Raw genomic sequence first — 24,713 nt, forward strand, 5'->3', positions numbered from 1 at the left:
TCACCGTCCCACTTGGCCAAATCGACCTCGGATGTGAGGCTAGCCCGTGTGGCCGCGTTCTTGGGCAGAGATAATCCGTAACCGACGTCAGAGCTTCGTCACGAGCGGCTTATGGTCCGCCAGCTGCTGTGCCGGAGCGACCCAGAGTGGCGCAGAGATCGTCAGGTACGTTGCCGTGCCGGCGAAGCGGTTCTTGACATCGAACTCGCGGAAGAAGCGCACATTCGTCGAGACCGGGATTTCGCCCAGCTTGAAGGTGTAGCCAATCTGGGCACCGAGCGACGTGACTCGACCTTTGAACGAGCCGATCCTGTCGCCCGAACCGCTGTCGCCGGTGAGCTGGTTGTAATAGTAGCCAACGAGGCCGACCGACAGTTCCTTGCTCAGGTACTTCGAAGCCGCCCATTCCAGATGGAACTCCGTGCCAGTGAGGTATTGCGTCGCTGGATTGATCCAATTGAATGTGATGCCCGGCACGACCGAGAGCTCGTAGCCGAGAAGCGGATCGAGGTAAGTGAGCGCGGCGCTGAGATCGATCGCCGGGCGATTGAGTGCGATATTGGAGAGCTGGCCGTTCTCGAAACTGCCGGACGGGACGACGCCGAGGAGCGTGCCGCTCCAGTGGAAGTTGCCGGAATGCCAGCCTACGAATGAGGCGAGATAGATGTCGCCGACGGTAAAGTTGGCATCCCGCTCGCGGCCGGCAATGATGCGGTCAATGCGCGGCGAAGCGAGGACGGCCCCGGCACTGACGTTGGGCGTGCCGAACGGAATAGTGATGGAAAAGCCGAGATTGCCGCCCAGGATCTCGAACGGCGTGACCCAGATCGGCGTAACGAAGTTCGCGCTCGTGTCGTTCTTGATGTTGGCGGCGATGACGCCGCCGCCCTGGAAGAGGCGGTTTCCGCCGAAATTGCCGGAATAGTAGTATGTCTCGCTCTCGAAGTAGAAGCCCGGCGGCGGTGTCACGCCCGCGAGGGGGCCGCGGTTGCCGAGAACGTAGATGCCTTGCGCATATTCCGCCGCCTGTGCATCCGGCGAAGCAACGAGCCCCGCGGCGCAGGCGATGGCCAAATAAAATATTCGCCAAGCCCTGCGCATCGCAACGCTCTCGGTATATTCGACGTTGCTGAAGGGTCTCACAAATCGAATGCAGTGGCAATGGCCAAGCTAGGATGCTGGCGCCCCGCTCGTCGCGACATTATTTATTTTCCTGGGGCGAGACGGATGCAAAATCTATCATCCCGCAGGTCGATATAAAATGATCGCCCGATGTGCGCGATTCGGATCCGGGTGGCCGATCGGGCCAGGATGCTTCGTTTGCAGGAACACAGGCATCGACCGACGTGAAACGTCTTCCCTTCGAGCCGCCTACGCGAATCCCGGCCCTGGCGATTTCAAGACGAATCTCTGGACGTGGCGCGACTAAGACTTACAAGCCGGGATGCAGCAATGTCCGCGCGTCATCGCACCGACTGTCGGAAAGTGGATGGGGTGGATAGCTACACGGCGAATTTCAGAGCGAACCGCTCGGTACCGAGGCGCTTCTGGATGGCTTGCGCGACGAACTCGGCATCGCGGCCGACCGCGCCGAAGCGGCCCGAGCCCCAGGTGTGCAGCCAGGGCAGGCCGATGAAGTAGACACCGTCCTCCTTCGTCACCCCGCGCTTGTGCTTGGGGCTTCCTGCGCCGTTGAAGACGGACGCATCGAGCCACCGGAAATCCGGCGAGAAGCCGATGCACCAGATGATCGACGTGATGCCGGAGCCCGCAAGGATAAGGCCGGTGACGGGCTCACCCGGCTCCCAAACGGGTGTGTAGGGCTGCTGAACCGGAGCTAGGATGTCGTTCTCGGCGATGTACTTGTCGATGGCCGCGTTGATGCCGTTGTACGTCTGGTCTGCCCCGTCGAGTGAGCGCTTGAGGTTGTCGCGGAAGCGCAGCGTACCGTCGTGGTAGTCGTCCAAAGCGCCGTAGAGCTTCATGCCCTCGCGGGCGAAGCGGCGCAGGTCGATGTCGCGCCCGCCGTCGCGGCCGGTCACGTAGTGGTTGGTGTTGTCGCGGACGCCGTCGCGCAGCGGGTGATTGTCGACCGTCATCTCGTAGTAGCCCATGTCGGCGAGCCACGTGACGACGTCGCGGCCCCGGTAGAACCGGGCGCAGCGCGGCGCGTCGCCGACCGCGAGATGGACCGTGCGGCCGGCGAGATGAAGGTCTTCGGCGATCTGGGCGCCGGACTGGCCCGAGCCGACCACCAGAACCGCGCCCGCGGGCAGTTGCGCCGGGTTGCGGTACTGGTTCGAGTGGATCTGCGTGACCGAACCCGGCAGCTTCTCGGCCATACGCGGGATGATCGGCGTATGATATCCGCCCGACGCGACCACGACCTCGCTCGCCGTGTAGTCGCCGTCCGAGGTCCGGACCGAGAAAAGACCATCTTCGCGGCGTTCGACCCGTGTGACCGCGACACCCTCGCGGATCGGCGGGTTCACCTTGGCGACGAAGCCCTTCAGGTAGGCGACGATCTCGTCCTTCTTCATGAACCCGTGAGGATCCGGCCCATCGTAGGGGTGCCCCGGCAGGTCACACTGCCAGTTCGGCGTGACCAGGCAGAACGTGTCCCAGCGCTGCGAGGACCATGTATGCGCCGCGGATTCCTTCTCGAACACGAGGTGCTCGATGCCGCGCTGCTTCAGGTGGTAGCTGACCGAGAGGCCGGCTTGGCCGCCACCGACGATGGCGACAGGGACGTGACGGGACGTGGACGTCATGGCTCTGACTCCGGGATGTTCCTAAGGACGCTCTGGTTCAAGGCTCGAAGGTCTCGACCGTGACGAGGCCGCCCGGGGCCTGCCGCTTCGCCGCGGCCTCGATCCGGGCGAGTTGGGCCATCGCCGACGAGCAGGCGAAGCCGTACCTCTCGCGCACCCGCTCGCTCGCGATGTTGAGGGCCGTGCGGGTCTTCTCGACGAAGTCGTCGAGGGCATAGCTCTCGCCTGGGGCGAGGAAGTCCTTCACGACGAGGGAGGGCGAGTAGCAGGCCTCGCGCCGGCCATCGGGCCAGCGGATGTGGAAATGCATCTCAGGCATGGATCGGCTCCCGTTCGACGCTGGCGCAGGCCGCGTAGGTCGCGAGGTGACGCTCGGCGCAGGCGCGCCAGGAGTGGGTGGCGGCCCGGGCGGACCCGGCAGCGTGCAGGCCGGCGCGGGTCATCGGGGCCAGGGCGGCCGTCATGGCGTCGGCGATGTCCCGCGGATCGCCAGGATCGACGAAGAGGGCGTCGTCGCTCCGGAGATACTCGGTGAAGGGCGGCCGGCGGGAGACGATCGCCGGAAGGCCGCAGGCCATCGCCTCCAGCACGCAGAGGCCGAAGCCCTCTTTCCAGGAGGGGAAGGCGAGAACGTCCGCCGTCCGATAGAAGGCCGGCATCTCCGCCTGAGAGACCGGCCCGGTCTTGATCACCGCCTCGCCGGGCCCGACCACAAGTCCGTGGGCGCTGAGTGCGGCGCGGCATCGGGCGCCGTAGGACGCATGATCGAGGAGCGATGCGCCGCCCACGACCACGAGCTGTGCCTGCGGGTGGCGTCTGCGCAGGAGCGCGAAGGCCTCGATGATCCCGGTGGTGTTCTTGCGCTCCTCAAATCCGCCGACGCTCAGGACGATCGGCCCGCCACCGAGGCCCCAGCGCGCCCGCACGATCGCGTCGGCTTCGGTCGGCATCGCTCGGTAGATCGACAGGTCCACCCCGTTCCCGACGATGGGGATCTCCGTACCGAGATCGCCCGCGATCCGGTCCGCCCAGGCGCGGCTGACGCAGAGCAGGCGCGTGGCCTCACGAATCGAGCGATCCTGCCAATCCGCCAGCACCGGGTCGGAGAAGCTGTCGAGGTGATGGACCGTGCGGACGAAGCCGGGGATCAAGCGGCGGTGCTTGAGCGTCGCGAGGGCATTGCCACCGATGCCGCAATGGGCGTGAAAGACGTCGAAGTCACAGGCGGCGGGGGACGCGAAGTGGCGCAGGTAATCGTCGATCCGAGCCCGGACGAGGTCGACCGTCGTGCCGGCGACCGGCCTTGCGGCCACTGAGACCATCGGGCAGGCGGCAGGGCGAAAGAAGCCGCGCCCGAACGGATCTGGCGCGTGGACCACGGCCTCATGCCCGAGCGCGCACAGGGCCTCGGCCAGGGCGAGGCAATGCGCGACCCCGCCCCGCGGATTGGTGGAATGCGTCAGGACGGCGATGCGCAGGGCCGTCATCGGACGGCATCCTTGTCGTCCTGGCCGCAGCCGATCAGCGGGCCGACCGCGAAGTCTCAGACCACGGCTTCCTCGCCGGAGGCATCGCGCACCCGGGCGACCCGGCTTGCATCGAGCTGACCCACCCTGGCGACCGCGATGTTCCGCTCGGCGAACCGCGCGCACACGGCGGCCGTGCGCTCAAGGCGAACGCTCAGGAGGTAGCCGAAGCTCGGAAAGGCGTTGAGCCAGCGGGCGAGCGGTATATCCGCAGGCCGCGGGATCGCGTCGAGGTCGATGACACCGCCGACCTTCGAGCATTCCAGCAGCATCAGGGCGGTGCCGACGACGCCCGCCATGCTGATGTCCTTGGCCGCCCGGCAGAACCCGTCCTCCGCGAGGCCCGGCAGCAACGCGAGATCACCGCGCAGGCGCTCGCCCGCCGTGCCGGTCGAGGCGTCCCAGTACGGGTAGGGTTCGCGGAAGCGTCCGCGCAGGTCGATCGCCGCGACGAGGTCGTCGCCGGGCGCCGCGTCGAAGCTCGTGAGCAGGCGCGGCCCGGCCCGGCCGAGCACGGCGACCGCCAGGTTGCCCGCCTGGGCGCGCGTGTTGGTGTGACCGCCGACGATCGGGACCCCGTAGAGCGTGGCAGCGTCGGACAGGCCTGCCAGGATCGGGTCCGCCGCCGCGGCATCCCGGCTCCACAGCGCGTCGACCACGGCGAGCGGCCGCCCACCCATGGCGGCGATGTCGCTGAGGTTGACCATGACCCCGCAATAGCCGGCGAAATACGGATCGGCCGCGACGAAGCTGTCGAGAAAGCCTTCGATGGCGAACAGCAGGTGGCCGTCGCCATCCGGTATGGCGGCACAATCGTCACCGACCGGCACCGCGGCGCGCCGGCTGGTCAGGCCGAGCCGCGCGACCACGGCATCGATGTCGCGCTTATGGGCGACGCCGCGCGCGTCACGGATCTGGCCGGCCAGGGCCTGGAGGTCGAAGCCCGCCGTCATCACGCGGCCTTGCGGAACGTGACGAGCCCGTGCTCCGGATCGTGCATCGGCGGGTAGGCCGCGAGGTCCGCCTGCATCAGGTGATGGGCTCGCCCGTGCAAGGCGACTTCCTCGAGGCTCGTCCAGTGCAGGGCCCGGAACAACGGGACGTTCCTGTCCTGCACATGGGCCAGGAACCGCGTGCAGCCCCGCGCATGGGCCGAGGCGACCGCGACCTGGATGAGCCCGGCGCCCAGCGCGGCGGTGCCGCGGAACGGTCCGGCGACGGCCAGGCGCGAGCCCCACCACTCGCCGGGACGCTCCGATCCGTGGTGGATGCGAACGGTGCCGACGACGGCATCGGCGTCGCCGCCGAGCGTCGAGAGGGCACAGATCGGGATGGCGTGCGCGTCGACGGCGTCCCGGTCGTCTTCGGTGAAGATGCGTTGCTCCGCGCAGAAGACTTGGCGGCGCAGCGCCGCGCAGGCGCGCCGCTCCCACGCACTCGTGGCGAACTTGATGCGGAAGTGGCTTGGCCAGTACGGCGGTACGGGTTCGAGGATCATGAGGTCGCCCCCGCGCGCTCGTAGGTGGAAAGCGCCGAGCAGGCGCCGCAGCGACCGCAGCCGGCCTTGATGTCGGTCGCGCGGAGATTCGCGCCGACCAGCATGTCCGCGAGGGGTTTGAGGATGCCGTGCATGAATTCGGGGCCGGGCGCCGGGTGGCTCTCCAGCGGCGTGCCGGAGATTGGCACGAACGGCACCACGAACGGGTAGACGCCCATCCCGATGAGGCGCTCGGCCATTTCCAGGATCGCCTCCGGCGCGTCGCCGAGGCCGGCCAGGATGTAGGTCGAGACCTGGCCCCGCCCGAAGACCGGAACGGCCGCCTCGAAGGCCGTATAGTACCGCTCCAGTGGCACGCTCGCCTTGCCGGGCATGATCCGGGCCCGGATCTCGGGCGTGACGGCCTCCAGGTGCATGCCGAGGGCGTCGATGCCCGAGGCCTTCATGCGCGTGAACCAGCGGTCGTCATCCGGCGGCTCGCACTGCGCCTGGATCGGCAGGTCGACCGCGGCTTTGACGGCGAAGGCGCTCGCGCAGAGGACGGCGGCGCCCCGGTCGGTCGCGTTCGGGGTGCCTGTGGTCATGACCATGTGCTTGACGCCGTCGAGGAGCACGGCCGCGCGGGCGACCTCGGCGAGCTGTTCGGGCGTCTTGTGCGCGACGGTGCGACCGGCGGCGAGGGACTGGCCGATGGAGCAGAACTGGCAGGTCTTCGTGCGACTGGCGTAGCGGATACAGGTCTGGAGCACGGTGGTGGCGAGCACGTCCCGCCCGTGCAGAACGGCGATCTTCGCGTAAGGCACGCCGTCGAGGGTCGAGAGCGCGTAGAAGCGCGGCTTGCCCGGGAAGGTCGCCTGCCCGATCACCACGCCGTCATGCTCGATCGCCGAGACCCCGTTGGCGTCCGGGTGACGGACCAGGAAGGGCGAGTCGAAGGCGGCCTCGGTGTGGACCGGCACCATCACGGTGCGGCCCGCGATGGTCATGGCCTTGTGGTCCGACGGTCCGGCCCCGCCCCGACGGCTCGGCGCCCCGGCGCGGGTGTCGGCGAGCCTAACGCCGTAGGACTGCAACGCGTTGATCAGGCGCTCCGTCGGCATCCCGACCAGGCCCGCTACCACCGGCGGACACGCGGGACGGCTCGTCGGAAGCGGAGAACGGCTCATGGTCGAGGCTCCGGAAATCGGTCTGGGAATGGATCGGCTGGTGCACGAACGAGGCCGGCCGGTCGTCGTGGAGGAGGCTGAGGAGTTCGGGCCTCGCGTAGTGGCCGACCGCGTCCATCATCCGCTTGCGCTTGGTCACCAGCGCGAGGTCCATGTCGGCGACGAGTATGCCTTCGCCGGGCCCGAGGGGATCCGCGAGGTGCTTGCCCTCCGGCGAGACGATGGCGGTGCAATTGCCTCCCCGGCAGGCGCCGCGCAGGCGCTCGTCCGGGCACACCTGTGCCACCTGCGCGTCGGTGAGCCATCCGGTGGCGTTGACCACGAAGCAGGCCGCCTCCAGCGCGTGGTGGCGGATCGTCACCTCCGTCTGATCGGCGAAGATCTGGCCCACGAGCGAGCCCGGGAACTGCGCCGCGTGGATTTCCTCGTGGCGCGCCATGAGGGCGTAGCGGGCGAGGGGGTTGTAGTGCTCCCAGCACGCCAGCGCGCCGACGCGGCCGACCGCCGTCTCGACCACGGTGAGCCCGGCGCCGTCGCCCTGACCCCAGATCATGCGCTCGTGGTAGGTCGGGGTGATCTTTCGGCGCTTGAGCTTCAGGGAGCCGTCCGCATCGAAAATCAGCTGCGCGTTGTAGAGCGAGCCGTGGTCGCGCTCGTTGACCCCCAGCACGATCACGGCGCCGTGGCGGCGCGCGGCGGCCGAGACGGCCTGCGTCACGGGTCCCGGCACGGCCACCGCGCGCTCGTAGAGGCGGAGGTGCTCGGCGCCCTGCAGCGCGGGCGGCAGCACGAAGGAGAAGTAGGGGTAGTAGGGGACGAAGGTCTCGGGGAAGACCATGAAGCGCGCGCCCTTCGCGGCGGCCTCATCGATGGCGTTCAGCACCCGCTCCAGGGTCCCCTCCGGCCGGTCGAGATCCGGCGCGATCTGGACGGCGGCGGCCCGCACGATCCGGTTCTCTGACATGGTTGAACCTCCGGCTGTGACGGCGGCCACGTCCCGCATGGCCGCCGGATGCGACGTCCCGGATTGGGGGCCGAGGGCCCGGTCAGACGGTCCAGGTGTCGATGATCACGGCGTTGTCGCGCTTGTGCAGGAGGATGCAGTCGAGCACGTCGAGGGGATTGATCATGCGGATGCCCTCGATAAAGGCGGCCTCGCCGTGTCCGTAGAGCGCCTGGGTCGAGAACCGGCAGGCATAGACCTTGCCGCCCTCGGCCATGAACTTCTCAAGCTGGTTGTTGAAGTTGAGGTGACCTGGAAAGGCCTCGTCGCCGAGCCTCGGGAAGCCGCGCTGGACGCCCAGCGTAATGCCCGGGCCGTAGAGAAGGATGGACGTCTCGAAGCCCTTGCGCTGCAGGCGCGTCGCCTGAAGCAGGTTGACGAGGCCGATGGAGCCCTCGAACGCGACGGTGTGGAAGGTGACAAGCGCCTTCTGGCCCGGCTCGGCTTTGACGTCCTCGAAGACCTTCTCCTCGTAATCGACCAGGACATCGCCCTTCTTGTGAGGCTCGCGGTTCACAGCAGGCATTGATCGTTCTCCTCGATGGATTGAACCGCGGCAGACTGATCTTCGAGCGGTCGCAGTCCATTCATGGCAAGCGGTGTGCCAGAGGGCTTCGATCAATGGGCCATACAAAGCGCGGGTGTTATATTCATACAATAATGCGATCAATAATCACGGCTTAGGCTCGCTGGATCTGTATCCGGGGCCTACCAGATGGGCGTGACGTGGACAAAAAATCGCCAACGCGTGCGCATTCGCGAATCTGCGATTATATGGATTGTATGGAAATAACCCAGGGAATGTTCGAGGTATGGCCGCGGTATGGCTATTGCAAGCCATACAATCACGCATTGATCGCATCATGATCTGGGCCGCCACGCATGACTTCGCCGGAGCGAGACGCACGACCCAAGCCGCAGACGGGTGGGGTCGGACTCTGGGTGCCGGATCTGAAGCGGTGGGGTAAGCCTCGTTACCTCGCCATTGCAGAGGCGTTGGCCGATGACATCCGGACCGGGCGTCTGACGGCGGGGACGCGCCTCCCGACCCACCGCGCACTCGCCGAGGCGCTCGACCTGAACTTCACGACGATCTCGCGCGGCTACGTCGAGGCCCACAAGCGCGGGCTGATCGAGGGGCGCGTCGGCCAGGGGACCTTCGTGATCGATCCGGCGCGTCCGCCCCGTTCGAGCGGTGCGGCGGCAGCGCGTCGGATCGGGCCGGTCGACTTCACCATGAACCTGCCCCCAGAGCCCGACGCGCCGGCCCTGCAAGCCCGCATGCAAGCCGCGTTCGTGGACCTGTCCGGCGATCTCACCAGCCTGCTGCGCTACCAGGGCTTCGGCGGCACCGAGGAGGATAAGGAAGCGGCTCTGCGCTGGCTGAAAGGCCGCGGAATCGTCCCGCCCCGGGAGCGCCTGCTGATCTGCCCCGGTGCGCACAGCGCCCTGTTCAGCATACTGGGTCAGGTCGCCCAGGCGGGCGATACGATCTGCGCGGAGCGGATTACCTATCCGGGCATCCGCGCACTCGCCGCGCATTTGCGGCTGCGCCTCGTCGATCTGCCCATGGACCGATTCGGGGTCGACCCGGATGCTTTTGCCGCCGCCTGCACCAAAGTCGCACCGAAGGCCATCTACCTGAATCCGTTGCTGCAGAACCCCACCACCGCGACCCTGCCCAGGGCTCGGCGCGAGGCCATTATCGCGGTTGCGCGGCGATACGCCGTCACCATCATCGAGGACGACGCCTACGCGCGCATCTGCCCGACTCCGCCACCGAGTTTTGCGGAGCTTGCTCCGGAGATCACCTACTACGTGGCGGGTCTCGCCAAGTGTGTAAAGGGCGGACCAATTTTAGGCCGCCGTGGCGGAGTAAAACCAGGCCACGGACTGCGGACAGCCTGAACGATGAAGGGGCCCGATCGGGCCTCTTCATCGTTTGTCGCGGATCGTGAGGTCAGGCTGGCCGGATCTCGCCCGTCGCGGGATCAGGGTCATCAAGGGTGGCCTGGTTTTGCTCCGCCCTGTCTGTGCGGCCCGCCGGCTGCGGGAGGATCTGAGGCGGTAGCTGTCTCCGTTCAGGCTCAGGATGCTGACGTGATGGGTCAGCCGATCCAGCAGCGCACCGGTCAGCCGCTCCGAGCCCAGGACCGAGGTCCAGTCCTCGAACGGAAGGTTCGAGGTCACCACCGTCGAGCCGCGCTCGTAGCGCTGGGACAGGACCTCGAACAAAAGCTCGGCCCCGTCGGCGACAGCGGCACGTAGCCGAGTTCATCGACAATCAGCAACTTCACCGCGGCCAGCTCCCTCTGAAGCCGGAGCAGGCGGCGCTCGTCACGCGCCTCCATGAGCTGGTTGACCAGCGAGGCCGCCGTGGTGAACGTGACCGAGAAGCCCTTCTGGCAGGCTGCCAGTCCGAGAGCCAGGGCGATGTGCGTCTTGCCGGTGCCGGAGTTGCCGAGCGCGATGACGTTCTCCCGACCGAGGACGTAGCCGCAGCGCGCCAGCTCCAGCACGAGCATCTTGTTCAGGCTCGGGATGGCGGCGAAGTCGAAGGTGTCGAGGCTCTTCACCGCCGGGAAGCGTGCCGCCCGGATCCGGCGCTCGACCATGCGCCGTTCGCGGTCGATCAGTTCCAGCTCAACCAGCCGCAGCAGATAGCGGGGTGGTCGAGGCCGCTCCGGGCGCAGTCCCGGGCGACCTTGTCGTACTCGCGCAGGACCGTCGGCAACTTCAACTGCTTGAGGTGATGGGCGAGCAGGACGCCCGGTGTCGTCTCATCGCCGCTCACGCTCATGCCGCCACCTCCGGCACCAGCACCGTGTAGTCGGCGGCCATCGTCGCGCGCACCGCAGGCCGGGGCAGATGCGGGTAGGCCGACAAGTCGAGCCGAGGCGGCCGCCGTTCGAGACGGGCCAGCGCGATCAACTTGACCGCATCGAAGCCAATCGCCCGAGCCGGATCGCCTCGGTGACGGCCCAGGCCACGAGGTCCTTCGGCATCGCCTCCATCAGGCGCAGCACCTGGATGAACTCGCGCTTGCCGCGGTTGCCCATGCGCGCCTCCAGAAGGTGGCGCAGGTGCTGGAACGCCTCGGGCAGATCCCAGCCCTGGAGTGCCGCGGCTTGGTCGAGGGCGTTCGGCTTGGTCTCGATCAGCGCGAGGTAGTGCAGAGGTTCGGCGACGAAAACGCCGCTGCCGTAGCTGCGCGGGTGCCGGGCGATCTCGACCCCGCACACAGGATCACGACTTCCTCGACGAAGCCCTTCACCAGCACGTCCCGGAAGCCGTAGGTGGTCGGCACCGAGTAGTCGTTGCCGCGATAGCGCACCAGCGCGGTCGACGAGACGCGCCCGGCCCTCTTCTCGCACGGCTCCAGCGGCACCGCCGGCAGGGCTCGCAGAACCACTCGATCGGCCATGAGCCGCGTTCCGATGCTCTCGGGATGCCGCCCGGCGCACTCGTTCTGCCGAGCTCGGCAGCGGCGCTCCAGGTCAGCGTTCAGCGCCTCGAACGAGGCCGCCTCCGGAGCCGGGGTCATGAAGTGGGACCGGGCGAACTTGACCAGCCCCTCGACCTTGCCCTTGTCGTTGCCCCTGCCCGGACGGCCGAAGCGATCCCGGAACAGGCAGTGGCTCACCAACTCGGTGAAGGCGCGCGTACGCTCACGCTGTCCGTCGCCGCAGATCTTGGCCACTGCGATTTTGGTGTTGTCGTACAGGATCGACAGAGGCACGCCGCCGAAGAAGGCGAAGGCGGCGACATGCCGTCGAGAAAAGCTTCGGTGGTCTCCCGCGGATACGCCTTCACGAAGCAGGCGTCGGAGTGCGGCAGATCCATGCAGAAGAAATGGATCTTGCGGCGCACGCCAGCGATGGTGGCGACCGCCTCGCCAAAATCGACCTGGGCATGGCCGGGCGGGTGGGCGAGCGGCACGAAAGTCTCCTGCCCCGTGCTCGGCAGATCCGTACGTGGTCCTTCACCACGGTATAGCCACCGGCATAGCCGTGCTCGTCGCGTAGGCGCTCGAAGATCCGCTTGGCCGTATGGCGTTGCTTGAGCGGTGCAGTCCGGTCCGCCTCAAGGATCGCCGCGATCACTGGCAGAAGAGGCCGAGCTTCGGCTTCTCGACCGGCTTCGAGCGTGTGTAGCCCGGCGGCAACGAGAACCGACACATCTTGGCGATCGTCTCTCGGCTCAACCCGAAGACCCGAGCCGCCTCACGCCGGGACTGGCCCTCGATGAACACGAACTGCCGAACGGCTGCGTAGACTTCCACGACGAACATCCTCGGCTCCTCTCGAAAGAGAAGCCTCTCCACTGGCCGGCTTTTACACCGCCCGCATCAGCACAAAGCCGACGCTCCAGTGGATGGTTTTGTCACCGCCCTACACACCAAGTGCCTGGGTGCCGGACTTCGCCTCGCCTTCCTGGTCGCCCCGAGCGCCCGTTCCGCCCTGCCGCTCGGCGGCGCACTCCGAGCCGCGACCGTGATGGCCTCGCCGATCGCGACGGCCTTGGCGACGCGCTGGATCATGGATGGCACGGCGGAGTCCATCGTCCAGTTCGTTCGCGAGGAATCGGCCGCGCGCCAGCGCATCGCGGCCGCGATGCTTCCAGCCGGGATCTATACTGCCGACCCACATGCCTTCCACGTTTGGATCACGCTGCCGGAGGGCTGGACGCGATCGGCTTTCGCCAGCCAAGGTCGGTCGGCCGGGCTCGGCGTCATCGGCAGCGACCCGTTTTGCATCGCGGGGACACCGCCGGAGGCGGTGCGTCTCTGTCTCGGCGGCCCCTCGACCCGGCAGCAGATCACGCACGGATTGGAAGTGCTCGCCCACGCGCTCGAAGGCTCGCCGGCCCTGGCCTCCGCCTATATCTGACCCGTCCGAGCCGCGCACAGGTCGAAGTGACCTGACCGGCCGGCTTTGGGCCGGTCTAATAGAGGGGATCAGCCAGGACCGGAGGAGTCGGACATGCGGCGAGGCCGGAAGACGGGTGCGCAACAGGTGGTGCTGAAGCTGCGCCAGATCGAGGTGCGGATAGCCCAAGGCAAGAGCTTGGCGCCGGCGTGCGAGGAGGCGGAGATCTCCGCGCAGAGTGATAACTGCTGGCGCAAGGAGTGAGACGTCTCAAGAAACTGGCTGCGGCCCTCGTCGAGCGCCGATGGGTGTGGCGCCATCGGCTTTCCGGGATCCGGCTTGCTTCGACGTCGCGCTCCGCAAGCATCGCTGGCGCGATCACCCGGACGATGATTGGCTTGCCGAACTTGTTCCGCCCGACGCTGACAGTCCAGCGCACCTGGTCAGGAAATACGGAGTTGATGGTCGATCGAAACTGACCATCATCTTTCGGATAGGCGGCAGGTGATCCAAAAGATCGCCTATTGCCGACATCGGCCCACGAGCGCGATGAAAACCTGGTCGCTGTACTTCGTTCGTATCGATAAACAATCGGAATCGCGAATAAAATCTAAGAACTGACTTGGTCGTCTCGACTTTCAACCAAGCATTCGTTCCGGCAGGAAGGCCTGCCGTCCCATTCTCCGGCGTGCGGAACCTTCCGGGCCAGCTTTCCTACTTCCGGCTCGAAACAATGGCGCCAGCCTTCCTGCGGAACGAACGAAGGTACGAAGTCAGGATGACCGAATGCTTTGAAGGAACGGGCTGGCAGTTGAGGGGAGGGGATTGTTGCAGCCTCGCGTCCGGTCAGACGATCAGCCACGGCCCTCGCGCGGCTCCTTTGAGCACGGTGGTCCCTCAGGCCCATCGGACGATGGTTATTCCTTCGCGGGACGTGCCTTGCAGCCGCCGAACATTAGCAGCTACCCCAGACGAAATGCCGCACTGGAGAGGCTGGGTCTATTGTCCAATCGTCGTACGAGAACAGTCGCCGGCTGATGAGCAGCGAACGACGATGCTGCCTGATACCTTGGACAAGTGAAAAAGTCTTTGGAGCGGGCGATCGGGATCGAACCGACGACATTCAGCTTGGGAAGCTGATAAGGCCCTTCCGGGCAGGTCCGGCTGACGCCGTCGACCGTTAACCCTCCCTTTGATAACAAACGGTTTTTCACCCTCCTACGCAGCCTGACGGCTTGCCCCGGGTCCCGGCGAAGTGCGTGGTATCCCCATGGTATCCAGGCGGAGGCGTCGATGGCGGGGGCGGAACGAGGGGGCTACGGGCGCGAGCGGACGAAGCTGACGCAGGCCCACGTCAAGCGGGCGAAGGGCCTGATCTCGAAGGAGGCGCTGGAGGGGCGCGGCTTCGACTTCGTGGACACTGAGTGCCAGGGGCTGGTGCTGCGCGTAACCCGGCGCTCCGGGACGTGGCTCCTCAAGCGCCGCACCGGGACCGTCACCCTCGGCGACATGGACGATCTGCCCGTCGTCGCGGCCCGCGTCGCCGCCGACGAGGTCCGGTCCGCGGAGCGCCGGGGCCTGACGAAGAGGGAGGTCGCGTTCGAGCTGGACGTTTTCGCCCAGGTCTCGGCGCGGGGCATCGGGACCGAGCAGGCCCTCGACATCGCCTTCACGAAGCCCCACCCCGACGACCCGCCGGAGATGACCGAGGAGGAGCGGCGCCGGCGCGGGCCGTGGGAATGGCGCGACCTCGTCGACCTGTTCCTGGAGACGAAGCTCCCGACCCTGAAGGACAGGTGGCGGGTCCAGTTCGAGCGCCACCTGCGCCGGACGCTGGACGACGGGTTCGCCATGAGGCGCGTCGCGGCGGTCGAGCTCAAGGACTTCGTCGCGATGCGGGACCGGGTCACGAAGGCCCACACGCTGTCCGCTGCCGCCGACAGCGTCGAGGCGGTCAAGGCAGCGCTCGACTGGGCCTGGCGCCACCACGCCCCGCGGGCCGGTCTGGCGCATGTCGAATTCCCGTGGTGGCGGGAGCGGCTCACCGTCGAATACGCCTCCGGAACCCGCGATCATACGCCCACCATCGAGGAGCTCGCCCGGACGCTCGTCCTGGCCGAGCGGTTCAAGGCGCTCGGGGGAACCGCCAAGGAAACCGGGCCCGGGATGCTCGCGGCGCTATGGGCCGTCGTCCTAACCGGGCAGCGCGCCACCGCCCTGACCGGGACGCTGCGGGCGACGACGCGGGACTGGCCCGAGCGGCCCGGCTGGAGGATTTGGACCTGGACGGCCGCCGAGATGAAGGGTGCCGGGCACGCCAACGGCCAGAAGAAGCGCGCGCGGCCGCACGCCCTGCCGGTGCCGCCCGAGGCCCTGGCGGCGCTCGACCGCGTCGGCGCGCCCCGGGAGGGCGTCTGCCTGTTCCCGAGCCGTGTCCCGGGCAAGCGCACGACCGCCGTCGGGATGACACAGTTCCTGGACCGCATGAAGGGAAAGACCAAGGCGGCCCGGAAGGGCGGCGTGACGCTCCGGCCCGAGGACGACCTGCTGACCGCCCACGGCATCCGGCACTGGACCCCGCACGACGTCCGGCGGACGCTGCCGACCTTCCTCGACATGGAGCGGCTGGGCGGCGCGGGATCGGCCATCCTGGCCCACGCGCGGCGGAAGGCGCAGGGCGGCGCCGACGAGGAGCGCGAGTTGGCCCAGGCCATCACGCTCCGGCACTACATTCACAGTCAGAGGCTCGAACTCAAGGCGGAGGGGATGCAGGTCTGGGTCAAGGCCATCCTGGAGGCGGTGGATCAGGAACGGGCGCGCCTCGGGGCCTGAGCCCGCCGGTCCCGGCCGAGCGCCCTCGCCAGGTCGGCCGGGCGCTCGGCCCGCACGAATCCCGGCCCTCCCCTACCGGACCGTAGGGCCTCGATGTCCTCCGCCATGGCCCTCCAGAGGGCGTCCCGCTCGTCCCCGGCGGCCGCGGCCACGATGTCGTCCAGGCTTGGCATTGACCGTCTCCCCATGAAGAACAAATAGTGAACGAGCGAGGCGGTTCAACGGAGGGGACGCGATGCGGGTACCGCGGTGCTTGGGCGAGTTCCCCTACCGGCGGGTGCGGCTGGTCTGCCCCTGGTGCCCGGCGCGGAAGGGGGACTACTGCGTCGAGAGGCTGACCGCGCGCCTCGGGCCCCGGGCTTCCATGGAGGACGTCCTCGCGGCCCTCGTCCGGTGCCGGTGGCCGAAGCCGTGGCACGTCAGGCGTCCAGCGAAATATGCGCCCTGGTGTCGGGCGAGGTTCGCCGAGCTCGGTAGCCGCCGGCCGGCCGACCGCCCAGGGTTTGTTAACCGTCCCGGGCGACGACGCTTGACCGGGGGAATCCCCAGCTGCGATCCCTGGCCCGTCAACCGCGAGGTCACCGTGAAACGAATAGCGCGCCCCATCCCGACGAGACCCATTCCCGGGGCGTGACCGCGCGGCGGCAGCCCCTGCAGGAGGCTGCCTTCATGACGATTTTCGTAACCGCCGACCACCACTGGGGCCACGCCGGAATCCTGACTATGGCAGGCCGGCCCTTCACCGACATCGCCGAGCACGACGAGGCCCTGATTGCGGCCTGGAACTCGGTCGTCGGCCCGCGCGACGAGGTCTGGCACCTCGGCGACTTTGCCCTTGGGGCGAGCGCGGAGCGGTGCGCGCAGATCTTCCGGCGCCTGCGCGGCCGAAAGATCCTCGTCCGGGGCAACCACGACAAGACAAAGACGACCGGCTTGGGCTGGCACGCCGTCCACGACTTGGCGACGCCGAAGCTTGCCGGCGAAAGGTGGGTGTTTTCGCACTACCCGATGCGCGCCTGGGTCGGCGCATTCCGGGGCTCGCGCCACTGCTTCGGGCACGTGCACGGCCTGCTGTCGGACACCGCGCAGTCATGCGACGTCGGCGTGGACCGGTGGAGCTACCGGCCGGCCTCGCTGGAGGAGATCAGGGAGCGTATGGCGGCGACGCCCGACGTGCCGGAGGAGATCCGGCTCGGGCGCGCGATGGAGGGCGAGGCGGAGGAGTAAACCTCGCCCGCCCCGGGGGAGGCAGCGGAGCTTAGTGCCAGACTGCATCCGGGGGCGTGGAGACCGGGCGGCTCGCCGTCCAGGCGTCCGCGAGCCGCACCGCGGCCTTGATCTCGATGGGCACCTTCTTGTTGGGATTCCGGCGCAGCTTCTCGCCCATCTTGCGGACGCGATCCACCTGGCTGAGCGTGAGCCAGTACGGCAGGCGGTCGAGGGCGCCGGCGTCCCGGCTCTGCAGGGCCTCCCGTGCCACGACGCCCATGTCGCCGTCTCCGTAGGCGATATGCCAGAGCGTCGCGAGCATGTCGTCGTGGACGAAGACCGTGACGAAGTCCTCAAGCTCCCAGCCGGCTGCGTTGAGGGCGGCGATGATGTCCTCGCCCTTGATCACGGAGATCGACACCTCGCCGCGAAGGCCCACCCCCTTCGGCAACGGCCCGATGGAGACGATGACCTTGGCCTCGGCGAGGCTCCGGATGAAGGCGGTCTGCTCGTCCTGCGACATGCGCTGCTGCAGGAGCAGGTTCTGCTTCGCGGCGGCGATCATCTCTGCCACGCGCGGTTCGAGCGCCTTCGGGAGGCGAGGCGGCGTGAAACGGTCGTGCGTCATGTATTCCTCGTGCGCAGGGCGGGTCGCCCCATGCGCACGAGAAAGGGCCATTGGGGCCGCAGCGTCGAGTCAAGGTTAGAGGTATGGTTACCGTCGAACCTAACCCAATGGATACCCCGGCTGCTCTCGGCCTGCAAGGGGATGTGCTGTTGTACGGTTAACGAGTGGTTAACTCGCGAGGGCGACAAGCTCGTCATAGACGTCGAGAAACTCGGCCGCGCCGCCGTCCTTGCAGACGACGTGGAGATAGGCCGAGAGCAGCGAGTGCCTCGTCTCGGTCTCGCGGCCCTGCAGGGCTTCCCGCAGCACCAGATGCCGCTCGCCCGGCTCGATGACGCGCCGGGTCCAGTGGTCCCTAACCGGGCTGCCGCAGGTGACGACGCGGCGCCCGATCTCGACGATGCCCTGACTATCGAAGGGGTCCATGGCCAGGACCTGCGCGTCCGTCATCCCGGCGGCGCGCACCTCCAGCCACTCGACATCGCCCTCGTCGTAGGAGCCCTCACGAATCCGCGCGACGATGCGGTCGCGCAGGCGGACCTCCCGCTCGCCCTCGGGCATGCCGCGCTCGGCGACGGCCATGATGGCGAGGGCGCTCTCGATGGCGTCGTCGTCGTAGGGGCCGCCGCACGTCGCCGCGGCGTAGAGCACGCGGTGCCGGGAGGCGTGCCGGTCCACGGCCTCGGCCACGCGCTTGAAGGCATCGGCCGGATCGAGGCCGCCCAGGTCGAGGCCGAGGCCCCAGACCGCCGCGCGGGCCGAGGCCTCCCCGGCGGAAAGGGCGCGGAGCCACTCGCGGAAATGAGTGCCTGCGTTGTCGCGGAGCTCGTCGATGTACTGCACGTTGGTCCTCACGGGAAACCGGGGTGGATGGGGAAGGCGATGGCGCCCCTATCGCCGGGCGCGCGACGGAGCGGCTTCAGGTCCGGCGCCTCCCCTCGACCGTGAGCCACCAGGCCTCCTCGGCGGCCAGGCGCTCCATGAGCTCGCGGGCGTGCTCGACCCAGGGATGGGAGCCGGTGAGATGCGGCCGAATCCGCGCCTGCATGCCGGCGAACCCGGCGGCCCGGCGCCCGGCCCACCTCTGCCGCTCGTACCGGTCGACCGGCTTGCCGAGGTCGTCTACGAGCTCGCGCCCGGCGGCGAGGCGCTCCAGGCCGACGAGGACCGCCTGCTCGAAGTCCAGGTCGGACGGGCTCTCGGTGACGTGCGCGCGGCCGCCGGGGGGCGCGGGGACGCGGTCCGGGTAGGCGCGGGACGGAGCGAGGCGCGCGCCGTGCACGGCAAAGGCCTGCGAGGGGTACGGAAAGCCGCGGACCGGCGCCGGCGGGGGCGCGTAGGCCCGCGGCATGGCCGGCTCGGGCGCCGGCGGGACAGAAGGGGGGACGAGGCGAAGATGGGACACTGGCGGGCTCCTAGAAGAGGGCGAGTTGGACGGGGACGTTCGGGCGCGCCGGCGGCAAGGCCCTGCGGCGAGCCGGCTTGGCCGGCGTAGCGGGCGGGCGCCCGAGGTAGGCGTCGATCTCGGACGACGTCACCGTTCGCACCGTCCCACGGATGGCCTTGAACACCGCGGCGCGTGGGGAAGCGGTTCCGCTACCCATTCGCCGCTGGAAGCCGGCGATCTGCGTGTGGATGTCGAGGGTGTCGCTCAGGGGGAACGGCCATAGGGCGGGCGCCACGTCGCCATCGGGCATAGGCCCGGTGGCTAGGATGTAGCCGTGGACGCGGAAGCCCGCGATGATGGAGGCCGCGGCCTCCGTGCGCTCGTCCCCGTTCGCGTCGCGCTCGGAGACGAAGGCGGTGCGGGTCTCGCGCCCGCACTCCACGATTACGACGGCGCTCATGGGGCGGCCCCGTAGTCGAGGATTGCCCGGGCCCGGGCGCAGGCTCGTCCGAGGTCGGTGTCGTCCTCGATCTCAAGCTGGGCGGCAAAGCCGGCCAGAGGCTCGGGCTCGCCGGGGAAGTGCAGGACGCTGTCGAGCTCGGCGAGGGCCGCGTGCGCGGCGGCCGCGTCACCGCCGGCCGGCACGATGACGAATCCCTCACGGGTCAGGCGGTCCATGATGTCCTGTGCGAGGATGTGCGACGGGACGCGGCCTTCCCGGGCGGCGAGGACACCGGCGATGTGCGAGACGGGAGGATGGCGGCTGTTCATGGGGCAGTCCTCGGTTTCAGTTTGGGAAGGCGGGCGTAGCGAACCGGGGCCACCGGGGCGGGCGGAGGCTTCGGTTCCGGCACGGGCTCCGGCGGCGCCGCGCGGCCGTCCTCGTAAAGGGCGAGCGCCTCGGCGAGGTCGACGACCGCCGCCCGCGCTGCGCAGAGGAGATCCGCCTCGACGCGGGAGAGCGTCGCCAGCAGCGCGCGGTCGTAGCCGCCCTCAATGGCGGCCGCCTTCACCGCCGCCTTCGCGAGCGCGAGGCGGCGCCGGGTCTCGACGGCGTCGACGCCGTAAAGCTGGTCGACGAAGATGGAGCGAGGCCTAGAGGGCATCACGACCTCCTGCTCGGGAACTCGGAGGAGGCGCAGAGCCAGCAGACCGCCGGCATCTCGGGATGGGACCGCAGGACCACGCGGTCGGCTATGTCGTGCTCCTCGCCGCAGGCCTGGCAAGCGAACGTCGTCGCCGCGTAGAGGGCGTATTCCTCAACCGCCTCGGCGGCGCGCTGGCGGGCGTCGAAGTCGTAGTCGTCGAAGGCCCGGGTCATGCGGCCCTCCTCGCCCGCCTGGTGGCGGCGGACCGGAGCGCGACGGCGCGGCGGTCGACGCGGGGCGGCTGCACGCCGGCCTCGGTCAGGGCGCGACGCACGGTCGTGTAGTGCAGCCCGAGCGCGGCGCAGGCGGCATCTATCGTCCCGAGGCGCAGCACGGCGGCGACCGCCTGGGCCTCCTGCTCCGGAGTCGTCGAACGGTGGTAACCGCGAATCGGCGCGGCGCCCATGGCTTTGCGCGCCTCGGCCCGGCCCTCGACGGCCAGCCTTTGCAAGGTCCATTTGCCGAGCCAGAACCAGCGCTCCAGGACCGCGTGCTCGCCGCAGTCGTCCCAGACCCGGGCGACGAGCTTGGCGGACGGGCGGACGTAGATGTCCTCGTCAGGGTGAGCGAGACCGCGGGGCATCACGCAGCCTCCCCGAAGAGATCGATCTGGCCGGGAAGGCCATGGGGACGAGGCGCCGAGGCCTTCTTGGCGGCGCGGGCGGCAGCCTTGCACTCGCGCTTGGCCTCGGCGGCGAGGCGCTTGGGCGTGGCGCCCCTCATGACCCCGACGCGGTCCGGGCCGCCATGAGCCATCTTCCGGAAGTCGTCATAGCCCCGGAAATCCCCGTCCTCCAGGATGCGGCGCAGCTTGTCGAGCACCGGCACGCCGTCCGGGTCCATCATCGTCGCGACCTCGGGCACCTCCTCCATGATCATGGCCTTGGGCTGGAGCTCGACGATGAAGCGCGCGAACTCGTAGACCAGGCCGTTCCGGGGGTCGTAGACGTCCTGCTTCCCGCCCTTGGAATAACCCTGGCAGGGCGGCCCTCCGCAGACGACGTCGAGCTCGCCGACCTTCATGCCGAGCGTTTCCAGGATGCGCTCGGACGTGAGCTTCCGGACGTCTCCGACGAACACGTGGCTCACGCCCGGCATCGAGGGGTCGCCCGAGATCAGCCCGGCCCCGGCGAGGCCAAGCCGCTTGTCCGTGAGCTTGCCGTCGACCTTCACGGCGCCGTCGGCGACGGTGACGCCCGCCGCCTTGAACGACTTCGTGAGGAATCGCTCCATCCGGACGCCGTCCTCCGGCGTCACGAAGTGCATCGTGAACTGACCGTACCTGCACAGGTTCAGGCAGTAGGTGACGACCGCGCCGCAGTCGTATTCGGCGGCGGCCACCACCTCGTAGCCAGCCTGGATCAGGCCAAAGGACATGCCCCCGGCACCGGCGAAGAAGTCCATCGCCTTCGGCTTGCGGGCGGCGCGGGCACGGTCGGCGGCGACCTTGCCGGGGAGGATGAGGCCCGTCGGAGCCATGATGTAGTCCCTGGAGCCGAGCATCAGGCGAAGACCCTCTGAGCGCGGACGAGGACCTCGCCGGCGGCGTCGCAGAGCTCGACCGGCTCCGGTGCGCGCGGCACGTAACGAACGTCGCGCTGCAGACCGAGGGCCAGCAGGACGGAATCGCCCGGAGCACGCCGTCCCAGGAGAACGTCGGAGACGTATTGCGGCGAGCAGCCCGCCCCCTCCGCCCAGCGAGCTTGCCCCCCGGCTTCTTTACATGCCGCCCGCAGACGCGAGACGACGTCAGTCTCTCGAAGTGCCCGTGCCACCCGACGCCCCCAAATCCTGTTGTACGCGGATATAGGTAGCCCTCGGCCCGAAAGATACAAGAGATTATTTTGAACTTTACCTCAAAAACTCAAGTCGACCGATTAAGTGGTATCATTAAACTGTTTAATGGTGTCATTTAATGCTCAACATGTCGCAGGTCAGGCCCCTTGGATACTTTCCGGGATGGGTGGCACGATACTCCTGTCAGCGGATCTCGGGAGCATGCCGATGAGAGAGACCCCCCTATGGCTCGTGACGCTGGAGGCCCGCCCTGGCGGTCGCCTGCGCCGCGTCGAGCTCCTCGAATCCCTCCCGCCCGAGGGGACTGTCGTCGACACGCGCGGCGGCCACGCCGTCGTCCGGAGCGGGGCCCTGGTGCCGGTGTCGGAGCAGGCGGCGGAGGACCTCGTCGACCCCGCCGGCGCGAGCGAACGCCGGTACCGGGCCGCCGTCGTCGCGGCGGGATGGCCGGACCGGCTCACGCGAATCGTCGCCGAGCCGGGGCACGACTGGCAGGCCGACGGCGCCTACCCGGCCGACGATGACGAGCTCGCTCACGTCTACTGTGCCCGCGTTGCCGGCCGGCACGTCTGGGTCCGCAACGTCACGTACCCCGAGGCGGTCGCTCTCGGCGTCGTCCCCTAGTCGATTTCCACCCCGCCCTTCAGCATCACCCCATCACCAGGAGACACTGATGTCGCTTCGTTCTTTCGTCGCTTCCGTCATGCGGTCCGTAGCCGCCGCCATGGCCCGCGCCCCCCGCCTCGTCTGGGACGGCACGCGCTACGTCCTCCGCGCCGCGGCCTCCGTCCTGCCGACGCCCCCGCAGGAGGAGGCCATGGCCGAGGAGGAGCTCATGCGCGAGCTCTCTCGCCCCCGCGTGCTTCCCAAGGCAGACGTGGTCGAGCCGGACGCCCGCGAGGAGTGGGGCCGCGCCGCCGGCGACCATCTCTTCCCCTGCGGCGAGGAGCGCGCAGCCGGCGTCCTCGACGAGCGCGCTCGCGCGTATCTGGACAGCCTCGACGTGGAGGAGAGGGCCGCGCTCCTGGCGTACGAGGCGAAGCACATCGGGCAGTTCCTCCTCGGCGAGCGGGCGCTCAAGGGGCTCCCGCCGGTCCCGACGGCGGCGCAGTGGACGGATGCCGAGAAGGCTCGCCTCGCCGCCCTGGCCGGGCCGGTCCGCGAAGGCCGCGCAGTCATCCAGGCGAAGATCGACGAGGTCGCCGCCACGATGCGCGAGCCGGTCCCGGCGCCGCGCCCCCGGGCCGCCTGACGCCCGCAGCCACTCCGGAACGACGAAGGCCGCCCCTCATCAGGGCGGCCTTCTTTATTTGCGCTGACTGAGCCCGTCACGGGGTCGTGGCCCTGGATTCTTGCTGCGCGCCGCCGAATCGTGCGCACGAAGGCACGAGTTAGCCCCGGGCGCGCTTGGCCGCCAGCGCCGCCATCTGGCGCTGCAACCGGAACCGCGCGGCGCGCTCGGCCTGCTCCTGGCGGGCGGCCTCCGCACGCTGGGCCGCCATCTCCTCGGCGAGGACCCGGTCGTAGACGAGGCGCGCCGTCTGGGCGCGGATCGCGTTCGCAGCCTGGCGGTCGGCCTGGCGCACGGCACGCTCCTGGATGAGGGCGGAGCCGATGCCCAGGGCCATGCTCTGCATGCCCCTGTCGAAGGCGCCGGCGACCTGGTGAGCGGACGTGTGGTAGGTCATGGCGGGCCTCCGTGGAGCGGGTGTGCATTGGAGATCGCAGCTCTCGAATCCGTCCTCAAGAGTCCCGCGCCGGAAGCCTGTGATCGGGGTGAAAGAACCCCTGGGCGCTATGGTTAACGAGCCCTGACGGCCAGCCATTCTCCCTGCAGGGACGTCTCCGTTACTTCGGCGTACGGCACGCCCAAGGGCGCTCGGCGCACGTCACGGGGTCGCCGCGAACGTCACGGCCCGACATGAAAAAGGCCGCCCGGGATGGGGCGGCCTCGAAGGCGGGGCGGTGATGGCGTCTACGCCGGCGGTGGCTTGGCCGGGCGGAGCAGGCGGGCCGTGAGGGCGCGGCTCGCGAGCGGGCGCTCCCAGCCGTGCTCTTCGACGAGCCGTTCCATCGCCTTCGCGAAAATCGGCTCGATCCGCACCGCCATGTCGGCGAAGGGCTCGCCGTCGCGCATGCGCTCGAAGACCTTGCGGGCCCGGAGTATGCCACGCAGCCCGTCGGCGATGGCGCTGTCGAGCTCCGCCGCCCGCTTGGCCTTTTCGCGGGACCGCTGGGCGCGGCCGCGCGCGTTCTCCTGTGACTTGGCGAGCCTGGTCGCCGGGGACGCGGGCCGGGCCGGCGCCTCCTCGGGCGCCTCCGGATAGGGGCCGGGCGCGAATCCGGCCAACTGGTCGGCGAAGGCGGCGGCCCAGCGGGCGCGTTCGGTCTCGGTCTGCATGGGAGCATCGTGCCCGCACGTCACGCATGGGACCAGACCGACCGTGACGTGCGGGGGTTGGCCGTTGCGTGCGCCCCGGCGACCGTGGCCCATGGCACGTCTCTCCCTATCCCTCGAAGTCGACGCCGAATCCTTCCAGCGCGTGGTCGACCGCTAGGTCGCCGCCGACGTCCAGGCCGCCATGGTGGCGGGCCTGAACGCCGCGGGCGAGGTCCGTGGTGCGCTCGGTCAGCAAGGGCATGGCGACGGCGTTCGACCGGCCCACGCCCTTCACGCTGGCGGGCGTGACGTTGTATCGGGCGACGGCCCGCACGGACGGCGGCGACCGGTCGGTGTTCATCTACATCCGTGACCAGACCGCCCTCCACCTCGACGTCCACGTCGAGGGCGGCACGCGACGCGCTGGGGCCCCCCTCACGACCATCACCGGCTTCTTCGTTCTCGGCTACCCGACCTCGTAGTCGAGAAAATTGGCTTCT

26 protein-coding genes and 5 pseudogenes are annotated in these 24,713 nt (G+C 68.8%); 8 read left to right on the forward strand and 23 right to left on the reverse strand.

Going from position 1 to position 24,713, the window contains the following annotated elements; genetic code table 11:
• Positions 1 to 87: 87 nt before the first annotated feature.
• The 9 genes from A3862_RS15635 to A3862_RS15675 all read right to left on the reverse strand — a co-directional run bounded on the left by A3862_RS15635 (position 88) and on the right by A3862_RS15675 (position 8,490).
• Complete coding sequence (locus tag A3862_RS15635) at positions 88 to 1,101, reverse strand: transporter (protein ID WP_111473717.1); 1,014 nt, start codon at positions 1,099 to 1,101, stop codon at positions 88 to 90.
• Positions 1,102 to 1,502: 401 nt separating this feature from the next.
• A complete protein-coding gene (locus A3862_RS15640; protein ID WP_111473718.1) occupies positions 1,503 to 2,771 on the reverse strand; it encodes an MSMEG_0569 family flavin-dependent oxidoreductase in 1,269 nt (422 codons plus the stop codon).
• A gap of 37 nt (positions 2,772 to 2,808) precedes the next feature.
• Entirely contained in the window at positions 2,809 to 3,090 is a 282-nt protein-coding gene (locus tag A3862_RS15645; RefSeq protein WP_043378887.1) for an MSMEG_0570 family nitrogen starvation response protein, read from the reverse strand.
• Complete coding sequence (locus A3862_RS15650) at positions 3,083 to 4,258, reverse strand: MSMEG_0565 family glycosyltransferase (RefSeq protein ID WP_111473719.1); 1,176 nt, start codon at positions 4,256 to 4,258, stop codon at positions 3,083 to 3,085. Before A3862_RS15650 ends, A3862_RS15645 begins: the two co-directional genes overlap by 8 nt.
• A gap of 56 nt (positions 4,259 to 4,314) precedes the next feature.
• Positions 4,315 to 5,250, reverse strand: coding sequence for a sll0787 family AIR synthase-like protein (locus A3862_RS15655; RefSeq protein ID WP_111473720.1), 936 nt, complete (start codon positions 5,248 to 5,250; stop codon positions 4,315 to 4,317).
• The gene (locus A3862_RS15660; RefSeq protein WP_111473721.1) at positions 5,250 to 5,795 is read right to left on the reverse strand and encodes an MSMEG_0567/Sll0786 family nitrogen starvation N-acetyltransferase; all 546 of its coding nucleotides are present in this window, start codon (positions 5,793 to 5,795) and stop codon (positions 5,250 to 5,252) included. The genes A3862_RS15655 and A3862_RS15660 overlap by 1 nt, the downstream gene beginning before the upstream one ends.
• Positions 5,792 to 6,895 carry an MSMEG_0568 family radical SAM protein gene (locus tag A3862_RS15665; RefSeq protein WP_111474354.1) on the reverse strand — a complete coding sequence of 368 codons (1,104 nt, stop codon included), beginning with the start codon at positions 6,893 to 6,895 and terminating at the stop codon, positions 5,792 to 5,794. Before A3862_RS15665 ends, A3862_RS15660 begins: the two co-directional genes overlap by 4 nt.
• On the reverse strand, positions 6,849 to 7,925 hold the full coding sequence (locus A3862_RS15670) for a Nit6803 family nitrilase (protein ID WP_111473722.1): 1,077 nt from the start codon (positions 7,923 to 7,925) through the stop codon (positions 6,849 to 6,851). The genes A3862_RS15665 and A3862_RS15670 overlap by 47 nt, the downstream gene beginning before the upstream one ends.
• 82 nt (positions 7,926 to 8,007) lie before the next feature.
• Positions 8,008 to 8,490 (reverse strand): MSMEG_0572/Sll0783 family nitrogen starvation response protein, encoded by a 483-nt coding sequence (locus A3862_RS15675; protein WP_012317268.1) that lies wholly within the window; start codon positions 8,488 to 8,490, stop codon positions 8,008 to 8,010.
• A gap of 356 nt (positions 8,491 to 8,846) precedes the next feature.
• Here A3862_RS15675 and A3862_RS15680 point away from each other — a divergent pair.
• Positions 8,847 to 9,815: pseudogene (locus A3862_RS15680) on the forward strand (aminotransferase-like domain-containing protein); the annotation flags it as partial.
• A gap of 109 nt (positions 9,816 to 9,924) precedes the next feature.
• Here A3862_RS15680 and istB read toward each other — a convergent pair.
• Positions 9,925 to 10,764: pseudogene (istB, locus tag A3862_RS15685) on the reverse strand (IS21-like element ISMdi7 family helper ATPase IstB).
• Positions 10,761 to 12,255: pseudogene (istA, locus tag A3862_RS15690) on the reverse strand (IS21-like element ISMdi7 family transposase). Before istA ends, istB begins: the two co-directional pseudogenes overlap by 4 nt.
• Before the next feature lie 103 nt (positions 12,256 to 12,358).
• Between istA and A3862_RS15695 the strand changes: the two are divergent.
• The 4 genes and pseudogenes from A3862_RS15695 to A3862_RS15720 form a co-directional block, all read left to right on the forward strand.
• Positions 12,359 to 12,853: pseudogene (locus A3862_RS15695) on the forward strand (PLP-dependent aminotransferase family protein); the annotation flags it as partial.
• 93 nt (positions 12,854 to 12,946) lie between these two features.
• A pseudogene (locus A3862_RS15700) lies at positions 12,947 to 13,093 on the forward strand (IS3 family transposase); the annotation flags it as partial.
• Between the two features lie 1,032 nt (positions 13,094 to 14,125).
• Positions 14,126 to 15,664 (forward strand): integrase family protein, encoded by a 1,539-nt coding sequence (locus A3862_RS15710; protein WP_111473723.1) that lies wholly within the window; start codon positions 14,126 to 14,128, stop codon positions 15,662 to 15,664.
• Between the two features lie 669 nt (positions 15,665 to 16,333).
• On the forward strand, positions 16,334 to 16,891 hold the full coding sequence (locus A3862_RS15720; RefSeq protein ID WP_111474355.1) for a metallophosphoesterase family protein: 558 nt from the start codon (positions 16,334 to 16,336) through the stop codon (positions 16,889 to 16,891).
• A 31-nt stretch (positions 16,892 to 16,922) separates the two neighbouring features.
• Here the strand turns inward: A3862_RS15720 and A3862_RS15725 are convergent, their stop codons facing one another.
• From A3862_RS15725 to A3862_RS15765, 9 genes are all read right to left on the reverse strand, one after another.
• Positions 16,923 to 17,501, reverse strand: coding sequence for a hypothetical protein (locus tag A3862_RS15725; protein ID WP_111473725.1), 579 nt, complete (start codon positions 17,499 to 17,501; stop codon positions 16,923 to 16,925).
• A 168-nt stretch (positions 17,502 to 17,669) separates the two neighbouring features.
• Entirely contained in the window at positions 17,670 to 18,344 is a 675-nt protein-coding gene (locus A3862_RS15730; RefSeq protein ID WP_111473726.1) for a hypothetical protein, read from the reverse strand.
• Between the two features lie 76 nt (positions 18,345 to 18,420).
• Complete coding sequence (locus tag A3862_RS15735) at positions 18,421 to 18,852, reverse strand: hypothetical protein (RefSeq protein WP_111473727.1); 432 nt, start codon at positions 18,850 to 18,852, stop codon at positions 18,421 to 18,423.
• Positions 18,853 to 18,916: 64 nt separating this feature from the next.
• Entirely contained in the window at positions 18,917 to 19,348 is a 432-nt protein-coding gene (locus A3862_RS15740; protein WP_111473728.1) for a hypothetical protein, read from the reverse strand.
• Positions 19,345 to 19,659, reverse strand: coding sequence for a hypothetical protein (locus A3862_RS15745; protein ID WP_111473729.1), 315 nt, complete (start codon positions 19,657 to 19,659; stop codon positions 19,345 to 19,347). The genes A3862_RS15740 and A3862_RS15745 overlap by 4 nt, the downstream gene beginning before the upstream one ends.
• Positions 19,656 to 19,994, reverse strand: coding sequence for a hypothetical protein (locus A3862_RS15750; RefSeq protein ID WP_111473730.1), 339 nt, complete (start codon positions 19,992 to 19,994; stop codon positions 19,656 to 19,658). Before A3862_RS15750 ends, A3862_RS15745 begins: the two co-directional genes overlap by 4 nt.
• A complete protein-coding gene (locus A3862_RS15755; protein WP_111473731.1) occupies positions 19,994 to 20,209 on the reverse strand; it encodes a hypothetical protein in 216 nt (71 codons plus the stop codon). Before A3862_RS15755 ends, A3862_RS15750 begins: the two co-directional genes overlap by 1 nt.
• On the reverse strand, positions 20,206 to 20,619 hold the full coding sequence (locus A3862_RS15760; RefSeq protein ID WP_111473732.1) for a hypothetical protein: 414 nt from the start codon (positions 20,617 to 20,619) through the stop codon (positions 20,206 to 20,208). Before A3862_RS15760 ends, A3862_RS15755 begins: the two co-directional genes overlap by 4 nt.
• Positions 20,619 to 21,515, reverse strand: a complete 897-nt coding sequence (locus tag A3862_RS15765; protein ID WP_124262981.1) for a DNA cytosine methyltransferase — start codon at positions 21,513 to 21,515, stop codon at positions 20,619 to 20,621. The genes A3862_RS15760 and A3862_RS15765 overlap by 1 nt, the downstream gene beginning before the upstream one ends.
• 525 nt (positions 21,516 to 22,040) lie before the next feature.
• On the opposite strand from A3862_RS15765, the gene A3862_RS15775 reads away from it, so the two are divergent.
• Both A3862_RS15775 and A3862_RS15780 read left to right on the forward strand, forming a co-directional pair.
• Positions 22,041 to 22,457: a hypothetical protein gene (locus A3862_RS15775; protein WP_124262982.1), complete on the forward strand. Its 417-nt coding sequence runs from the start codon at positions 22,041 to 22,043 to the stop codon at positions 22,455 to 22,457.
• Positions 22,458 to 22,506: 49 nt separating this feature from the next.
• Positions 22,507 to 23,085 (forward strand): hypothetical protein, encoded by a 579-nt coding sequence (locus A3862_RS15780; RefSeq protein WP_111473735.1) that lies wholly within the window; start codon positions 22,507 to 22,509, stop codon positions 23,083 to 23,085.
• 139 nt (positions 23,086 to 23,224) lie between these two features.
• On the opposite strand, the gene A3862_RS15785 is transcribed toward A3862_RS15780, so the two are convergent.
• The 3 genes from A3862_RS15785 to A3862_RS31830 all read right to left on the reverse strand — a co-directional run bounded on the left by A3862_RS15785 (position 23,225) and on the right by A3862_RS31830 (position 24,574).
• Positions 23,225 to 23,521 (reverse strand): hypothetical protein, encoded by a 297-nt coding sequence (locus A3862_RS15785; RefSeq protein WP_111473736.1) that lies wholly within the window; start codon positions 23,519 to 23,521, stop codon positions 23,225 to 23,227.
• Between the two features lie 287 nt (positions 23,522 to 23,808).
• A complete protein-coding gene (locus A3862_RS15790) occupies positions 23,809 to 24,234 on the reverse strand; it encodes a hypothetical protein (RefSeq protein WP_111473737.1) in 426 nt (141 codons plus the stop codon).
• A gap of 106 nt (positions 24,235 to 24,340) precedes the next feature.
• Positions 24,341 to 24,574, reverse strand: coding sequence for a hypothetical protein (locus A3862_RS31830; RefSeq protein ID WP_205782289.1), 234 nt, complete (start codon positions 24,572 to 24,574; stop codon positions 24,341 to 24,343).
• Between A3862_RS31830 and A3862_RS32370 the strand changes: the two genes are divergently transcribed.
• A complete protein-coding gene (locus A3862_RS32370; protein WP_257791595.1) occupies positions 24,567 to 24,695 on the forward strand; it encodes a hypothetical protein in 129 nt (42 codons plus the stop codon). The two genes, A3862_RS31830 and A3862_RS32370, sit on opposite strands and share 8 nt — an antisense overlap.
• Positions 24,696 to 24,713: the final 18 nt, after the last annotated feature.

It is taken from the genome of Methylobacterium sp. XJLW (genome assembly GCF_003254375.1).
GTDB classification, from domain to species: Bacteria; Pseudomonadota; Alphaproteobacteria; order Rhizobiales; family Beijerinckiaceae; genus Methylobacterium; species Methylobacterium fujisawaense.

Excerpts from the sequence above, each read along its gene's own strand:
- A3862_RS15635 (WP_111473717.1), bottom strand. The coding sequence starts at position 1,101 with ATGCGCAGGGCTTGGCGAATATTTTATTTGGCCATCGCCTGCGCCGCG.
- A3862_RS15640 (WP_111473718.1), bottom strand. The coding sequence starts at position 2,771 with ATGACGTCCACGTCCCGTCACGTCCCTGTCGCCATCGTCGGTGGCGGC.
- A3862_RS15645 (WP_043378887.1), bottom strand. The coding sequence starts at position 3,090 with ATGCCTGAGATGCATTTCCACATCCGCTGGCCCGATGGCCGGCGCGAG.
- A3862_RS15650 (WP_111473719.1), bottom strand. The coding sequence starts at position 4,258 with ATGACGGCCCTGCGCATCGCCGTCCTGACGCATTCCACCAATCCGCGG.
- A3862_RS15655 (WP_111473720.1), bottom strand. The coding sequence starts at position 5,250 with ATGACGGCGGGCTTCGACCTCCAGGCCCTGGCCGGCCAGATCCGTGAC.
- A3862_RS15660 (WP_111473721.1), bottom strand. The coding sequence starts at position 5,795 with ATGATCCTCGAACCCGTACCGCCGTACTGGCCAAGCCACTTCCGCATC.
- A3862_RS15665 (WP_111474354.1), bottom strand. The coding sequence starts at position 6,895 with ATGCCGACGGAGCGCCTGATCAACGCGTTGCAGTCCTACGGCGTTAGG.
- A3862_RS15670 (WP_111473722.1), bottom strand. The coding sequence starts at position 7,925 with ATGTCAGAGAACCGGATCGTGCGGGCCGCCGCCGTCCAGATCGCGCCG.
- A3862_RS15675 (WP_012317268.1), bottom strand. The coding sequence starts at position 8,490 with ATGCCTGCTGTGAACCGCGAGCCTCACAAGAAGGGCGATGTCCTGGTC.
- A3862_RS15710 (WP_111473723.1), top strand. The coding sequence starts at position 14,126 with ATGGCGGGGGCGGAACGAGGGGGCTACGGGCGCGAGCGGACGAAGCTG.
- A3862_RS15720 (WP_111474355.1), top strand. The coding sequence starts at position 16,334 with ATGACGATTTTCGTAACCGCCGACCACCACTGGGGCCACGCCGGAATC.
- A3862_RS15725 (WP_111473725.1), bottom strand. The coding sequence starts at position 17,501 with ATGACGCACGACCGTTTCACGCCGCCTCGCCTCCCGAAGGCGCTCGAA.
- A3862_RS15735 (WP_111473727.1), bottom strand. The coding sequence starts at position 18,852 with ATGCCGCGGGCCTACGCGCCCCCGCCGGCGCCGGTCCGCGGCTTTCCG.
- A3862_RS15740 (WP_111473728.1), bottom strand. The coding sequence starts at position 19,348 with ATGAGCGCCGTCGTAATCGTGGAGTGCGGGCGCGAGACCCGCACCGCC.
- A3862_RS15745 (WP_111473729.1), bottom strand. The coding sequence starts at position 19,659 with ATGAACAGCCGCCATCCTCCCGTCTCGCACATCGCCGGTGTCCTCGCC.
- A3862_RS15750 (WP_111473730.1), bottom strand. The coding sequence starts at position 19,994 with ATGCCCTCTAGGCCTCGCTCCATCTTCGTCGACCAGCTTTACGGCGTC.
- A3862_RS15755 (WP_111473731.1), bottom strand. The coding sequence starts at position 20,209 with ATGACCCGGGCCTTCGACGACTACGACTTCGACGCCCGCCAGCGCGCC.
- A3862_RS15760 (WP_111473732.1), bottom strand. The coding sequence starts at position 20,619 with ATGCCCCGCGGTCTCGCTCACCCTGACGAGGACATCTACGTCCGCCCG.
- A3862_RS15765 (WP_124262981.1), bottom strand. The coding sequence starts at position 21,515 with ATGGCTCCGACGGGCCTCATCCTCCCCGGCAAGGTCGCCGCCGACCGT.
- A3862_RS15775 (WP_124262982.1), top strand. The coding sequence starts at position 22,041 with ATGAGAGAGACCCCCCTATGGCTCGTGACGCTGGAGGCCCGCCCTGGC.
- A3862_RS15780 (WP_111473735.1), top strand. The coding sequence starts at position 22,507 with ATGTCGCTTCGTTCTTTCGTCGCTTCCGTCATGCGGTCCGTAGCCGCC.
- A3862_RS15785 (WP_111473736.1), bottom strand. The coding sequence starts at position 23,521 with ATGACCTACCACACGTCCGCTCACCAGGTCGCCGGCGCCTTCGACAGG.
- A3862_RS15790 (WP_111473737.1), bottom strand. The coding sequence starts at position 24,234 with ATGCAGACCGAGACCGAACGCGCCCGCTGGGCCGCCGCCTTCGCCGAC.
- A3862_RS31830 (WP_205782289.1), bottom strand. The coding sequence starts at position 24,574 with ATGAACACCGACCGGTCGCCGCCGTCCGTGCGGGCCGTCGCCCGATAC.